The organism is Acidipropionibacterium jensenii (assembly GCF_005890135.1).
GTDB classification, from domain to species: domain Bacteria; phylum Actinomycetota; class Actinomycetes; order Propionibacteriales; family Propionibacteriaceae; genus Acidipropionibacterium; species Acidipropionibacterium jensenii.
Map to the genome: position 1 here is coordinate 1,743,593 of NZ_CP040635.1, position 13,330 is coordinate 1,756,922.

At 68.8% G+C, this 13,330-nt stretch carries 10 protein-coding genes; all 10 read left to right on the plus strand.

The annotated features are described in order from the left end of the window. The first annotated feature begins 7 nt into the window (after positions 1 to 7). The 10 genes from nuoF (at position 8) to FEZ32_RS07735 (ending at position 13,166) form a co-directional block, all read left to right on the plus strand. Positions 8 to 1,366 carry an NADH-quinone oxidoreductase subunit NuoF gene (nuoF, locus tag FEZ32_RS07690; RefSeq protein ID WP_051238189.1) on the plus strand — a complete coding sequence of 453 codons (1,359 nt, stop codon included), beginning with the start codon at positions 8 to 10 and terminating at the stop codon, positions 1,364 to 1,366. Further along, positions 1,363 to 3,888, plus strand: coding sequence for an NADH-quinone oxidoreductase subunit G (locus tag FEZ32_RS07695; protein ID WP_138680357.1), 2,526 nt, complete (start codon positions 1,363 to 1,365; stop codon positions 3,886 to 3,888). The genes nuoF and FEZ32_RS07695 overlap by 4 nt, the downstream gene beginning before the upstream one ends. Beyond that, positions 3,885 to 5,267 carry an NADH-quinone oxidoreductase subunit NuoH gene (gene nuoH, locus FEZ32_RS07700; RefSeq protein WP_028702654.1) on the plus strand — a complete coding sequence of 461 codons (1,383 nt, stop codon included), beginning with the start codon at positions 3,885 to 3,887 and terminating at the stop codon, positions 5,265 to 5,267. Before FEZ32_RS07695 ends, nuoH begins: the two co-directional genes overlap by 4 nt. Then, the gene (gene nuoI, locus FEZ32_RS07705; protein ID WP_028702653.1) at positions 5,267 to 5,809 is read left to right on the plus strand and encodes an NADH-quinone oxidoreductase subunit NuoI; all 543 of its coding nucleotides are present in this window, start codon (positions 5,267 to 5,269) and stop codon (positions 5,807 to 5,809) included. The genes nuoH and nuoI overlap by 1 nt, the downstream gene beginning before the upstream one ends. Beyond that, entirely contained in the window at positions 5,809 to 6,651 is an 843-nt protein-coding gene (locus tag FEZ32_RS07710; RefSeq protein WP_138680358.1) for an NADH-quinone oxidoreductase subunit J, read from the plus strand. Before nuoI ends, FEZ32_RS07710 begins: the two co-directional genes overlap by 1 nt. Then, on the plus strand, positions 6,648 to 6,947 hold the full coding sequence (gene nuoK / locus FEZ32_RS07715) for an NADH-quinone oxidoreductase subunit NuoK (RefSeq protein ID WP_028702651.1): 300 nt from the start codon (positions 6,648 to 6,650) through the stop codon (positions 6,945 to 6,947). Before FEZ32_RS07710 ends, nuoK begins: the two co-directional genes overlap by 4 nt. Positions 6,948 to 7,021: 74 nt before the next feature. Further along, the gene (gene nuoL, locus FEZ32_RS07720) at positions 7,022 to 8,866 is read left to right on the plus strand and encodes an NADH-quinone oxidoreductase subunit L (RefSeq protein ID WP_138680893.1); all 1,845 of its coding nucleotides are present in this window, start codon (positions 7,022 to 7,024) and stop codon (positions 8,864 to 8,866) included. 13 nt (positions 8,867 to 8,879) lie between these two features. After that, positions 8,880 to 10,430, plus strand: a complete 1,551-nt coding sequence (locus tag FEZ32_RS07725; protein ID WP_028702649.1) for an NADH-quinone oxidoreductase subunit M — start codon at positions 8,880 to 8,882, stop codon at positions 10,428 to 10,430. Positions 10,431 to 10,510: 80 nt separating this feature from the next. Next, positions 10,511 to 12,028 carry an NADH-quinone oxidoreductase subunit NuoN gene (nuoN, locus tag FEZ32_RS07730; protein WP_232021324.1) on the plus strand — a complete coding sequence of 506 codons (1,518 nt, stop codon included), beginning with the start codon at positions 10,511 to 10,513 and terminating at the stop codon, positions 12,026 to 12,028. Between the two features lie 163 nt (positions 12,029 to 12,191). Next, positions 12,192 to 13,166 (plus strand): polyprenyl synthetase family protein, encoded by a 975-nt coding sequence (locus FEZ32_RS07735; RefSeq protein ID WP_138680359.1) that lies wholly within the window; start codon positions 12,192 to 12,194, stop codon positions 13,164 to 13,166. Positions 13,167 to 13,330 lie beyond the last annotated feature (164 nt).

Consider the following 13,330-nt stretch of genomic DNA (forward strand, 5'->3'; position numbering starts at 1 on the left):
CCTCGAGATGTCCAAGGGCAGCGCACCACTGACCCCGGTCCTGTCGGCGAACTGGGACGACCCGCGCGCCTGGAAGATCCTCAACTACGAGCGCCGCGGCGGCTACGGGGCGCTGCGCACCGCCCTGTCGATGGCCCCCGACGAGGTCATCTCGCTGGTGAAGGACGCCGGCCTGAGGGGACGCGGCGGAGCCGGCTTCCCGGCCGGCCTCAAGTGGTCCTTCATCCCCAAGGACAACCCCAACCCGACCTACCTGGTGGTCAACTGCGACGAGTCGGAGCCGGGCACCTGCAAGGACATGCCGCTGCTGATGGCCTCCCCCCACACCCTGGTGGAGGGGGCGATCATCGCCTCCTACGCGGTGCACGCCAAGATGGCCTTCCTCTACGTGCGCGGCGAGGTGCTGCACATCATCCGACGCCTCCAGCAGGCGGTCCGCGAGGCCTACTCCGCCGGATACCTGGGGGCCAACATCCTGGGCTCCGGCTACGACCTGGACATCATCGTGCACGCCGGTGCCGGCGCCTACATCTGCGGCGAGGAGACGGCCCTGCTCGACTCCCTGGAGGGACGCCGGGGCCAACCCCGACTGCGTCCGCCGTTCCCCGCGGTGGCCGGCCTGTACGCCAGCCCGACGGTGGTCAACAACGCCGAGACGATCTCCTCGGTGCCGGCCATCGTGGCCCACGGCAAGGACTGGTTCCAGTCGATGGGCACCGAGAAGTCGGCCGGGTTCACCCTCTACTCGCTGTCGGGGCATGTCGCCAACCCGGGGCAGTACGAGGCCCCGCTGGGCATCACCCTGCACCAGCTGCTCGACATCAGCGGCGGGATGCGCGCCGGTCACCAGCTGAAGTTCTTCACCCCGGGAGGATCCTCGACGCCGATGTTCAGCGCCGCCGAGATCGACGTCCCGCTGGACTACGAGTCGGTGGCCGGGGCCGGATCGATCCTGGGCACCAAGGCCCTGCAGTGCTTCGACGAGACCACCTCGGTGGTGCGCACCGTGCTGCGCTGGATGGAGTTCTACAAGCACGAGTCCTGCGGCAAGTGCACCCCCTGCCGGGAGGGCACCTGGTGGATGGTGCAGATGCTGCGCAAGATCGAGCAGGGCGAGGGGGAGCCCGGTGACGTCGACAAGCTGCTCGACATCAACCACCGGATCGGCGGGCGATCCTTCTGCACCCTGGCGGACGGCGCCGTCGGCTGCGTCAACGGTGCGGTGAAGAACTTCCGCGATGAGTTCGAGGCCGGCTGCCGGGGGATCCCCGCATGGCAGCTGCTGCCCTACGAGCGCAGCACGGTGTTCAACGATGAGGACCTCGCGGACAGCGGACTCGACTCCAGGGTGGGAGTGAAGGCATGAGCGTCGACACCAAGAGCGACTCGGCAGAGGTGGCCCGGCCCGACCTGGTCACCCTCACCATCGACGGGCGGACGGTGAGCGTGCCCAAGGGCACCCTCATCATCCGGGCCGCCGAGCAGATCGGCACCGCCATCCCGCGGTTCTGCGACCACCCCCTGCTCGACCCCGCCGGGGCCTGTCGGCAGTGCCTGGTCGAGATCCCCGACGCCGGCAACGGACGCGGCTTCCCCAAGCCCCAGCCCTCCTGCACGATGCCGGTGGCCGAGGGCATGGTGGTGCGCACCCAGGTCTCCTCCGAGCTGGCCCGCAACGCCCAGGAGGGGATGCTGGAACTCCTGCTCATCAACCATCCGCTGGACTGCCCGATCTGCGACAAGGGCGGCGAGTGCCCGCTGCAGAACCAGGCGATCGCCGATGGTCGCGGAGAGTCCCGCTACAAGGGCGTCAAGCGGACCTACCCCAAGCCGATCAGCATCTCGGCGCAGATCCTGCTGGACCGCGAGCGCTGCGTGCTGTGCCAGCGGTGCACCCGGTTCTCCGACCAGATCTCCGGGGACCCCTTCATCAACCTCCAGGAGCGTGGCGCCGCCTCCCAGATCGGCGACTACGTCAAGGACGGCTACGACTCCTACTTCTCGGGCAATGTCATCCAGATCTGCCCGGTCGGAGCCCTGACCAGCAAGGACTACCGGTTCCACTCGCGGCCCTTCGACCTGGTCTCCACCCGCACCACCTGCGAGCACTGCGCCGCCGGGTGTGAGCTGCGCACCGACCACCGCCAGTATCGGGTCAAGCGCCGGCTGGCCGGCGACCTGCCCGAGGTCAACGAGGAGTGGAACTGCGACAAGGGCCGGTTCGGCTTCCGCTACGGCCATCAGGACGACCGGATCACCCGGCCGCTGGTGCGCCGCGACGGCGTCCTGCAGCCGGCCTCCTGGGCCGAGGCCCTGGATGCGGCGGTCGCCGGGCTGCGGGCCGCCGGCCACCGGGTCGGCGTGCTCACCGGCGGACGGCTCACCGTGGAGGCCAACCTGGCCTGGTCGAAGTTCGCCCGACTGGTGCTGGGCACCAACAACATCGACTTCCGCTCCCGGGTCTCCTCGGCCGAGGAGGCGGACTTCCTGGCCTCCCAGGTGGCCGGTCGGGATCTCGCCGAGTCGGTGAGCTACCGGGATCTGGAGCGGGCCGGCCGCGTCGTGCTGGTCGATCTGGAGCCCGAGGACGAGGCGCCGATCATCTTCCTGCGGCTGCGCAAGGCGTGGCGCGCCAGGAAACTCCCGGTCACCGTGATCGGCAGTCATCTCACCCGCGGCTCACTCAAGATGGGCGCCACCCTGGAGCCCTGCCTGCCCGGCGACGAGGACGCCGCCCTGGTGCGGCTGGTCGAGGGCGGTGCGGTCGACGAGCACACCATCGTGCTGGTCGGCGAGCGCGCTGCGGCCAGCCCCGGGGCTCTCACCGCGGTGGTCGACGCGGTGCGGGTCAGCGGCGCCCGGCTCGCCTGGGTGCCTCGCCGCGCCGGTGAGGTCGGGGCCGTGGAGGCCGGTTGTCTGCCGGGCCTGCTGCCCGGTGGCCGGCCGGTCACCGATCCGGTGGCCAGGGTCGAGATGGGGGCCATCTGGTCCGCCCGGACACTGCCCGCCACCATCGGCCTGGATGCCCAGCAGATGCTCGCCGCAGTGCTGCAGCCCCAGGGCGAGGAGCTCGAGGCGGAGCCGGCGATCGGGGCCCTGATGGTCTCCGGCGTCCAGCCCCGCGACTTCGCCGACCCGTCGGAGGTCCGGGAGGCCCTCGAGAAGGTCGGCTTCCTGGTGAGCCTGGAGCAGCGCGCCTCCGAGGTCACCGAGCGGGCCGACGTGGTCCTGCCGGTGTGCCTGCTCGAGGAGACCTCCGGGACCTTCCTGGACTGGGAGCACCGGCCGGGCCGGGTCCGGGTGGTCAACACCCAGGCCGCCACCCCGATGAACGAGATCCGGGTGCTGGCCGCACTGGCCGACGCGATGGGATCGGACCTGGGGATGCGCACGGTCGTCGAGGCCCACCAGTCCTGGGCCGAGACCGGCGCCTGGACCGGACGGCGTCCGGCCCTGGGCGAGACCGCCGACGGTCCCGAGGCGACCGCCGCCCCGGCCCGCCGCCCGCACTCCCCGGGGAGCTCCCCGGCCGCGGTGCTGGACAGCTGGCAGCAGCTGCTCGACCGGTCCGCCGGACTGGACGGCGCCACGGACCTGCAGGCCAGCGCCCGCCCCGCGGTCGTCCGGGTCTGCCCGGCGGCGGCCGACCGGCTCGGTGCCGGCGAGGGGACGCCGGTGACGGTCAGTGCAGCGTCCGGATCGGTGACCCTGCCGCTGGCGGTCGACACGACCATGATCGACGGCGCCGTCTGGGTGCCCTGGAGCGGGCCCGTCGGGCCGCGGTCCGGTGAACCGCCGATCCACGAGGCACTCGGAGTGTTGCCCGGCAGCCCGGTTGAGCTGTCGGTGGCGAGCTCATCGATCACGACACAGGGAGGTGCGGAATGATCCCGTTGGAGAGCGCCCTGTTCGGCGCCGACGTCTGGTGGATCACCATCATCAAGGTGGTCGGCGTCTTCATGCTGCTGCTGATGTGGACTCTGTTCAATGTCTGGTTCGAGCGCCGGGTGCTCGGCCGGATGCAGAACCGCCTCGGCCCGATCATGAATGCCGCCTTCATCCGCGGTCTCGGCCAGGCCGTCGGCGACGGCATCAAGCTGGTCTTCAAGGAGATGGTCACCCCCAAGGGGGCCGACCGGATCGTCTTCTACCTGGCACCGGTGATCGCCGGGATCTGCTGCTTCACCTCCTGGGCAGTGATCCCGCTGGGCGGGGAGGTCTCGATCTTCGGGCAGCGCACCATGCTCCAGATCACCGATGTCCCGGTGGCGGTGCTGTTCATCATCGCGGTCGCCGGCATCGGGATCTACGGCATCGTGCTCGCCGGCTGGTCCTCCTCCGGCCCCTACTCGGTGCTCGGCTCGCTGCGCGCCAGCGCCCAGATGATCTCCTACGAGGTGGCGATGGGACTGTCCCTGGCCGCCGTCTTCATGATCTCGGGGTCGATGGCGACATCCGACATCGTCAACGCCCAGGCCCGCACGATGGTCTGGTTCGGCCACAACACCCACATCCCCGGACACTTCTGGCTGCTCCTGCTGCCGAGCTTCGTGATCTACGTGATGACGATGTTCGGCGAGTCCAACCGGCTGCCCTTCGACGAGTCGGAGGCCGAGCAGGAGCTCGTCTCGGGCTACAGCACCGAGTACTCCGGATTCCCCTACGCGATGTACTACCTGGCCGAGTACATCAACATGGCCACCCTCTCGGCGGTCTGCACCACTCTCTTCCTGGGCGGCTACCGAGCCCCCTGGCCGTTCAACCTCATCGGGGTGCTGGACAGCGGGTGGTTCGGACTGTTCTGGTTCATGCTCAAGACCCAGCTGGTGATCTTCTTCTTCGTGTGGGTGCGGGCCTCCCTGCCCCGGATCCGCTGGGACCACTTCATGAACATCGGCTGGAAGTTCCTCATCCCGATCTCGCTGGTCTGGGTGATGCTCGTCGCGGTGATGCGTGCGGCCGGAGCCCAGGGCTGGATGAGCAACCCGGTCTTCCTCGGCGGACTGCTCGTCGTGGTGGTCGGGCTCATCATCTACATCCTGTTCGGCGGTTCGGCCGAGAAGCCGGAGCCCGAACCCCAGAAGTTCGACGCCTTCGCCGGCGGATACCCGGTGCCTCCGCTTCCCGGTCAGCAGGCCGACACCCTGGTGGCCGCTGCGGACGGCGTCCCCTCGGGGTCGATGGGAACTGGGCCGACGGGTACTGCGTCGACGGGTACCGGGCCGACCGGTACCGAGAAGGCCACCACTCAGAAGGGAGCCCACTGATGGGAGCCTGGTCCGGGTTCGGAATCACATTCCGGACGATGTTCCGCAAGACCTTCACCCAGGGATACCCGGAGAAGGGCAAGGAGAAGGTGATGGCGCCGCGCTTCCACGGGCGTCACCAGCTCAACCGCTGGCCCGACGGTCTGGAGAAGTGCGTCGGCTGCGAGCTGTGCGCCTGGGCCTGCCCGGCCGACGCGATCTACGTCGAGGGCGGTGCCAACACCGAGGATGAGCGCTACTCGCCGGGGGAGCGGTACGGCCGCGTCTACCAGATCAACTACCTGCGCTGCATCCTGTGCGGGATGTGCATCGAGGCCTGCCCGACCCGCGCCCTCACCATGACCAATGACTTCAAGATGGCCGACACCAGCCGGGAGAAGCTCATCTGGACCAAGGCGGAGCTGCTCGCCCCGCTGGTGGCCGGGATGGAGCAGCCGCCCCATCCGCGGCGTCTCGGAGACTCCGAGAAGGACTACTTCCTCGGGCTGCCGGCGACCGGAAAGCCGGACACCCGGACAGCCGGCACCAAGGAGGGTCACTGATGATCGCAATGGTGACAGCCGCCCAGTGGGCCTTCTGGCTGCTGGCCCCGATCATGGTGATCGCGGCCCTGACCATGGTGCTCACCCGTAAGGCGGTGCACTCGGCCCTGTGCCTGGCAGTCGTGATGATCTGCCTGGCCGTCCAGTACGCCAGCCTCCAGGCGCCCTTCCTGTTCGTGGTGCAGATCATCGTCTACACCGGCGCCATCCTGATGCTCTTCGTCTTCGTGGTGATGATGATCGGGCGCGACTCCCTCGACGTCGTCTCGGACACTCTGCGCAGCCACCGGGTCGCCTCGGTGATCACCGCGGTGATCCTGGCCGCGATGCTCGTGGTGGCGGTCGGCAGCGCGGTGACCCGCGGCCAGCTCGGGATCACCGGGGCCGCCGGGCTGACCAGCGCCAATGCCGAGCACGGCACGAACGTCATCTCCCTGGCAGCCCTGCTGTTCAGCCGCTACGTGATCCCCTTCGAGGCCACCGCGGCCCTGCTCATCACCGGCGTGGTCGGCACCATGGTGCTGGCCCACGGCGAACTGCTGCACCGCAAGAAGCACCAGCGGGAACGGTTCGAGGACCGGATGAAGGCCTATGCCACCGACGGCGTCCACCCCGGCGCCCAGCCGAACTCCGGGGTCTACGCCCGCAACAACCAGATTGGAGCGCCGGCCCTGCTGCCCGACGGCTCGGTCGCCCCGGAGTCGGTCTCCCAGGCGCTGCGCAGCCGCGGCGGCATCGTCGACGCCGGCCAGCTGCGGGCCCCGACCGAGAGGGCCTTCGCGACGATCACCGCCGCCCGGGCCCAGGCCGACGGGACGCTGCCCGAAGGAGAACTGGAATGAACCCGAACGACTACCTAGTGCTGTCCGCCATCCTGTTCTCGATTGGCGTCCTGGGGTTCCTCTACAGGCGTAGCGCGCTGGTGATCTTCATGTCGGTGGAGCTGATGCTCAACGCCGTCAACCTCACGATGGTCACCTTCTCCCACGTGCACGGCACCCTCGACGGGCAGATCGGCGCGTTCTTCGTGATGGTGGTGGCCGCCGCCGAGGTGGTCGTCGGTCTGGCGATCATCGTCACGATCTTCCGATCCCGCCGCTCGACCTCGGTCGACGACATCAACCTGTTGAAGCACTGAGGAGCACTGGCGTGAATCTTCTCGAAACCGTGAATCCGGTCGCAGCCACCGGGCTGTTCAGCCTGTCCTGGCTGATGATCGCCGTCCCGCTGCTCAGCGCCGCACTGCTGCTCGTGCTGGGCCGTGCCGCCGACGCCTGGGGCCACCTGCTCGGGGTCCTGGCCCCCGTGGTGTCCTTCGTCATCGGACTGGTCCTGTTCATCGACCTGCTCGGCAGGGACGCCGCCCAGCGCACCGTCTCCGTGCCGGTCTACGACTTCATCGACCTGGGCTCCTGGAAGCTCACCCTGAACCTGCAGATCGACCAGCTGTCGATCCTGTTCGTGCTGCTGGTGACCTTCGTCGGATCTCTCATCCACATCTACTCGGTGGGCTACATGGCCCACGACCCGAACCGGCGCAGGTTCTTCGGCTACCTCAACCTGTTCATCGCCTCGATGCTCACCCTGGTGCTCGCCGACAACTACCTCATGCTGTTCATCGGCTGGGAGGGAGTGGGGCTGTGCTCCTACCTGCTGATCGGCTTCTGGTACCAGCGACCGGCCGCCGCGGCAGCCGGAAACAAGGCCTTCATCATGAACCGGATCGGCGATCTGGGACTGACGATGGCGATCTTCACGATGCTCGCCCAGTTCGGCACCGTGAACTTCGTCCAGGTCTCCGAGCGGGCCTCGGGCCTGTCGGGCGGCTGGGCCACCCTGCTGGGCCTGATGCTGCTGCTGGCCGCCTGCGGGAAGTCCGCCCAGTTCCCCCTGCAGGACTGGCTGATGGACGCCATGGAGGGTCCCACCCCGGTCTCGGCGCTGATCCACGCGGCCACCATGGTGACCGCCGGCGTCTACCTGGTGGTGCGCTCCCACGCCATCTACGCCCAGAGCTACACCGCCTCCCTGGCGGTGGCCGTGATCGGCACCATCACCCTGCTGATGGGAGCCTGGATCGGCTCGGCGAAGAAGGACATCAAGCGGGTGCTGGCCGGCTCCACGATGAGCCAGATCGGCTACATGATGCTGGCCGCCGGGCTCGGCCCGATCGGCGCGGCCTTCGCGATCTTCCACCTCATCACCCACGGCGCCTTCAAGGCCAACATGTTCCTGGGAGCCGGATCGGTGATGCACGGTACCGATGACGACACCGACATGTACCACTTCGGCGCCCTGGCGAAGGTCATGCCGATCACCTTCTGGACCTTCGCCTGCGGCTACCTGGCGATCATCGGGTTTCCGGGCACCTCGGGCTACTTCTCGAAGGACCACATCATCGAGGCCGCCTTCGAGCGCGGCCCGGTGTTCGGGGTGCTGGCCCTGATCGGAGCCGGCATCACCGCCTACTACATGACCCGCCTGATGGTCCTCACCTTCGGGGGCCGACGTCGTTGGCGCCAGGGGGTGCACCCGCACGAGTCGCCGGCCACCATGACGGTGCCGCTGGTGATCCTGGCGATCCTGTCGATCGGGGCCGGTGCGGTGATGAACAACTGGATCGGGGACTGGCTGGCTCCGGCCACCGGCTCCCACGTCGAGCACACCGGTCTGTTCCACCTCTCGGCGATCGGCGTCATCACCCTGGTGGTGGTGGCCGCCGGCATCGTGGTCGGCTGGCTGCTCAACCGTCGCGACGTCCCGGACGAACAGCCCTGGACCCGCAACCCGATCGCCCTGATGGGGCGCAACGACCTCTACGGACGGGCCGTCAACGACGCTGTTGTGGTCGCGCCCGGTACCGCCCTGGCCCATGGTGTGGCCGCCGTCGACCGGCACGTGGTCGATGGCGCGGCGATGGGCAGCGCCGGCCTGATGGCCGGCCTCGGCACCGGACTGCGCAAGCTGCAGACCGGGTATGTGCGCAGTTACGGCCTCACCACGGCGATCGGCGTGGTCGTCATCGGTGTGGTCGTCATCCTCGGCCGGATGGCCTGAGGGAGGAGATGAGATGAGTTTCCCTGTCCTCACTGTCCTGGCCCTGCTGCCCATCGTGGCGGGCGTGCTGGTGATGTTCCTGCGAGGCGGCCTGGCCAAGGCGGTCGGTCTGCTGGCCTCCCTGCTGGTCCTGGTGCTGGGCGTGGTGGCCTTCGTGGCCTCCGTCAACGGCACCGACATGTCCGAGAAGCACCAGTGGATCTCCTCGATCGGCGCCTGGTACGCGTTGAGCTCCGATCCGCTGTCGATGACGATGGTGCTGCTCACCGTCGCCCTGGTGCCGGTGGTGCTGGGCGCCGAGTGGCACATCGGAGAGCGGGCCGTGCAGGCCGGAGCCGAGTCCACCGCGCCGCTGCCCACCTCGATGTTCTTCGGGCTGGCACTGGTCCTGGAGGGGCTGGCCGTCTACTGCTTCGTCAGCGTCGACGTCCTGCTCTTCTACCTCTTCTTCGAGGCCACCCTGATCCCGATGTACTTCCTGATCAGCGGCTGGGGGGGTCCCCGGCGTCGCGCCGCGGCGATCAAGTTCCTGATCTACTCGCTGGCCGGCGGACTGGTGATGCTGGCCGCCGTGATCGGACTGGGCGTCCACTCCGGTGGTTCCGGTCAGCCCAGCTTCCTGCTGGCCGATCTGGCGCGCACCAGCTTCGACGGGTCCATCGGCCGGTACCTGTTCGTCGGGTTCTTCATCGCCTTCGCGGTGAAGGCGCCGATGGTCCCGGTGCACACCTGGCTGCCGGACGCCGCCGAGCAGGCCAGTCCCGGGGCCTCGACCCTGCTGGTCGGCATCCTCGACAAGATCGGCACCTTCGGGATGCTGAGGCTGTGCCTGGGGCTGTTCCCCCAGGCCGCCGCCTGGGCCACCCCGGTGGTGCTGGTTCTGGCCGTCATCTCGATCCTGTGGGGGGCCATGATGGCCGCCACCTCGAAGGACCTCATGAGGCTGGTGTCCTACACCTCGGTGAGCCACTTCGGCTTCATGGTGCTGGGCATCTTCGCGGTGACCACCCCGTCGATCACCGGATCGATCTTCTACATGTTCAACCACGGCTTCTCCACCGCGGCGCTCTTCCTGGTCCTCGGATTCCTGGTGCACCGGCGCGGCAGCGCCCAGATCAAGGACTTCGGCGGCATCCAGCACAGCGCGCCGGTGCTCGCCGGACTGTTCCTGGTCTCCGGCCTGGCCACCCTCGGCCTGCCGGGCACCGCGAGCTTCGCCAGCGAGTTCCTGGTGATGGCCGGCGCCTGGGCCCGCCACCCGGTCTACGTGGCGATCGCCACCATCGGCATGGTGCTGGCCGCGGTCTACGTGCTGCGCGCCTACAAGCGCACCATGACCGGACCGGAGGCGCAGCCGGCGACCGAGATGGTGCCCGAGGCGCCACCGATCACCGATCTGGTGGGCCGCGAGAAGCTCGTCCTGGCCCCGCTCATCATCGTGCTGCTGGTCTTCGGGTTCTTCCCCCGACCGATGCTGCACGCCATCGAACCGGCGGCCAGAGCCACCATGTCCCAGGTGGGCATGAGTGATCCGCAGCCCGTCGTCAAGGAGGGCCTCAAGTGATCTCCACCCCGCTCGACATCACTCCGCTCGACATCACCGCACCCACCCTCGAGTACGGCATCCTGCTCCCGCTGTTCATCATGATGGCGGCGGCCTGCGTCTCGGTGCTGCTGGAGGCCTTCGTACCCCGCGGTTCCCGGCGTCCCCTCCAGATCGCGCTGACCCTGGTCGCGATGGTTGCGGCGCTGGCCGGAACCCTCGGGAACTGGACGGCGGCCAGCTACCAGTTGGCGGCTGGCCAGACCCTGGCCCTGGACGCCCCGAGCTATGCCACCTGGACCCTGCTGCTGATCTGCTCGATCGGCGTGGTGGCGCTGTTCGCCGAACGCACCGGCGGAACCGAGACGGCATTCGTGGCCAGTGCGGCCACGGTTCCCGGGTCGGCCGCCGAGAGGGAGGCCGCGGCAGCCCACCAGGAGCAGACCGAGGTCTACCCGCTGATGCTCTTCGCGGTGCTCGGCATGATGCTCTTCGCCTCGTCGAATGAACTCATCGTGATGTTCATCGCCCTGGAGATCTTCTCCCTGCCGCTGTACCTGCTGTGCGCCCTGGCGCGCCGGCGCCGGCTCATCTCCCAGGAGGCCGCGCTCAAGTACTTCCTGCTCGGTGCGCTGTCCTCGGCGGTCTTCCTCTACGGCACGGCCCTGCTCTACGGCGCCTCCGGCTCCTTCGAGCTGGCCAACATCGACGCCGCCATGGTCGCCCAGCCGGGATCCTCGAAGGTAGCCCTGGCCGGGATGGTGCTGGTCAGCGTCGGGCTGCTGTTCAAGATCGGCGCGGTGCCCTTCCACAACTGGGTGCCCGACGTCTACACCGGTGCTCCCTCCCCGGTCACCGCCTTCATGTCGGTGGCCACCAAGATCGTCGGCGTGATCGGCATGATGCGGGTCCTCTACGTGGGCCTGGGTGCGATGCGCTGGGACTGGCAGCCGCTGATCGCGCTGCTGGCGGTGGCCACGATCCTGCTCGGCAGCGTCATCGGCCTGGTGCAGACCGACATCAAGCGGCTGCTGGCCTACTCCTCGATCGCCCACGCCGGGTTCATCATGGTGGCCATCGCCGGTGCCTACACGGTCCAGACCGGGATGGCGCAGAACAGTTCGGGGTCGGTCGCCTCGGTGATGGTCTACCTCACCGGCTACGGCCTGGCGACGATCGGCATGTTCGTCATCATCATGATGGTGCGCAGGTCGGGCGGCGAGTCCAACGACCTGGCCTCCTGGGCCGGCCTGGGACGCCGGTACCCCTGGCTCGGGGTGGCGGTGACGGTGTTCATGCTGAGCTTCGCCGGCATCCCGCTGACCGCCGGCTTCGTCGGCAAGCTGCTCGTGCTGAGCGCCGGCTGGCGAGGCGGATTCGCCTGGCTGGCCCTGGTCGGCGTGCTGTTCAGCGTGGTGGCGGCCTTCTTCTACCTGCGGGTGATCGCCGTGGTGTTCTTCCGGGCACCCGGGGAGGCCGCCAGGTCGGTGGAGGTGTCGGCCATCAGCGCCGGGTCCTGGATCGTCCTGGTGGTGTGCGCCCTGGCCACCGTGTTCTTCGGCGTCTACCCGCAGCCGCTCATCGAGGTCTTCGAACAGGCCGGTACATTTCTCCGGTAGTGGAGAGCCGACCCCCGCGCGGGCGCACCGCCGGTGCGCCGCGGACGGGTGGGCGCCAGCGCCATCCAGCCGTTAGGCTGGATGGCGCAGTGTGCGGGTCGGCCCCACAGCCGAGCCACCGCAGGCAGGAACACCGGGATCGCCCGGTCGGAACAGGAGCACCGTGTCGCAACCCGTCAGCAACGAGTTCACCGATTTCGTCGCCGGAAAACTCGATCTCGTCGAGGAGGAGCTGGCCCGCCAGGCCGGTGCCGACACGCCCTTCGTCACCGAGGCCGCCAACCACATCATCTCCGCCGGCGGCAAGCGGTTCCGCCCGCTGCTGGTGGTGATCTGCTCCCAGCTCGGCGGCCGGGTGAGCGACGAGGACCTGGTGCGGGCCGCGGTCGTGATGGAACTCACCCACGTCGCCAGCCTCTACCACGACGATGTGATGGATGAGGCGACGCTGCGCCGTGGCGCGGAGTCGGCCAACCAGCGCTGGGGCAACTCGGTGGCCATCATGGTCGGCGACTTCCTGTTCGCCCGCGCCTCGGAGACGGTGTCGCGGCTGGGCACCGAGTACGTCCGCCTCCAGGCGCAGACCTTCGCGCGGCTCGTCCAGGGACAGATCGCCGAGACCCGAGGATCGCTGGCCGGTGAGGACCCCCTCCAGCACTATCTCGACGTGGTCGCGGACAAGACCGGCTCCCTCATCGCCGCCGCGGCGGTGTTCGGCGGGATGGTCTCCGGCCAGTCCCCCGAGACCCTCGCGGTGCTGCGGCGCTTCGGCGAGGAGATCGGAATCGTCTTCCAGCTGGCCGACGACCTGCTCGACATCACCTCCACACGCACCGGCAAGACCCCGGGAATCGACCTGAGGGAGGGCGTCGCGACGCTGCCCGTGCTGCTGCTGCGCGCCTCCACCGACCCCGCCGACCAGCCCGTCAAGGATCTGCTGGACGCCGACCTGTCCAGCGATGAGGCACTGGCACAGGCCCTGTCGGCGCTGCGCTCCAGCCATGTGATGGACGAGGCGAGGGTCGACATCCGGGCCCGCGCCGATCGCGCCCGTGCCGAGCTGGCGGCGCTGCCTGAGGGGCAGGCCCGGCTCGCCCTGGCCGAACTGTGCGACGAGGTCGTCGGTCGCTCCTCCTGAGCCCCGCGCGGTCCTCCCCGGTGACTCGGTCTCCGGGCCGCGCAACACACTGTTTACACGACCAGAACACCCGGTTGATCTTCGCGCGGACGATCGAAACACCATCGCTCTAGCCTCACCACCATGTCATGCACAGACCTGGTCGGTAGCGGTCCCAGCGGGCG

Coding starts and splice junctions, on each gene's coding strand:
- nuoK (WP_028702651.1), top strand. CDS start 6,648: ATGAACCCGAACGACTACCTAGTGCTGTCCGCCATCCTGTTCTCGATT.
- nuoL (WP_138680893.1), top strand. CDS start 7,022: ATGATCGCCGTCCCGCTGCTCAGCGCCGCACTGCTGCTCGTGCTGGGC.
- nuoF (WP_051238189.1), top strand. CDS start 8: ATGTCCAAGGGCAGCGCACCACTGACCCCGGTCCTGTCGGCGAACTGG.
- nuoH (WP_028702654.1), top strand. CDS start 3,885: ATGATCCCGTTGGAGAGCGCCCTGTTCGGCGCCGACGTCTGGTGGATC.
- nuoI (WP_028702653.1), top strand. CDS start 5,267: ATGGGAGCCTGGTCCGGGTTCGGAATCACATTCCGGACGATGTTCCGC.
- FEZ32_RS07725 (WP_028702649.1), top strand. CDS start 8,880: ATGAGTTTCCCTGTCCTCACTGTCCTGGCCCTGCTGCCCATCGTGGCG.
- FEZ32_RS07695 (WP_138680357.1), top strand. CDS start 1,363: ATGAGCGTCGACACCAAGAGCGACTCGGCAGAGGTGGCCCGGCCCGAC.
- FEZ32_RS07710 (WP_138680358.1), top strand. CDS start 5,809: ATGATCGCAATGGTGACAGCCGCCCAGTGGGCCTTCTGGCTGCTGGCC.
- nuoN (WP_232021324.1), top strand. CDS start 10,511: ATGATGGCGGCGGCCTGCGTCTCGGTGCTGCTGGAGGCCTTCGTACCC.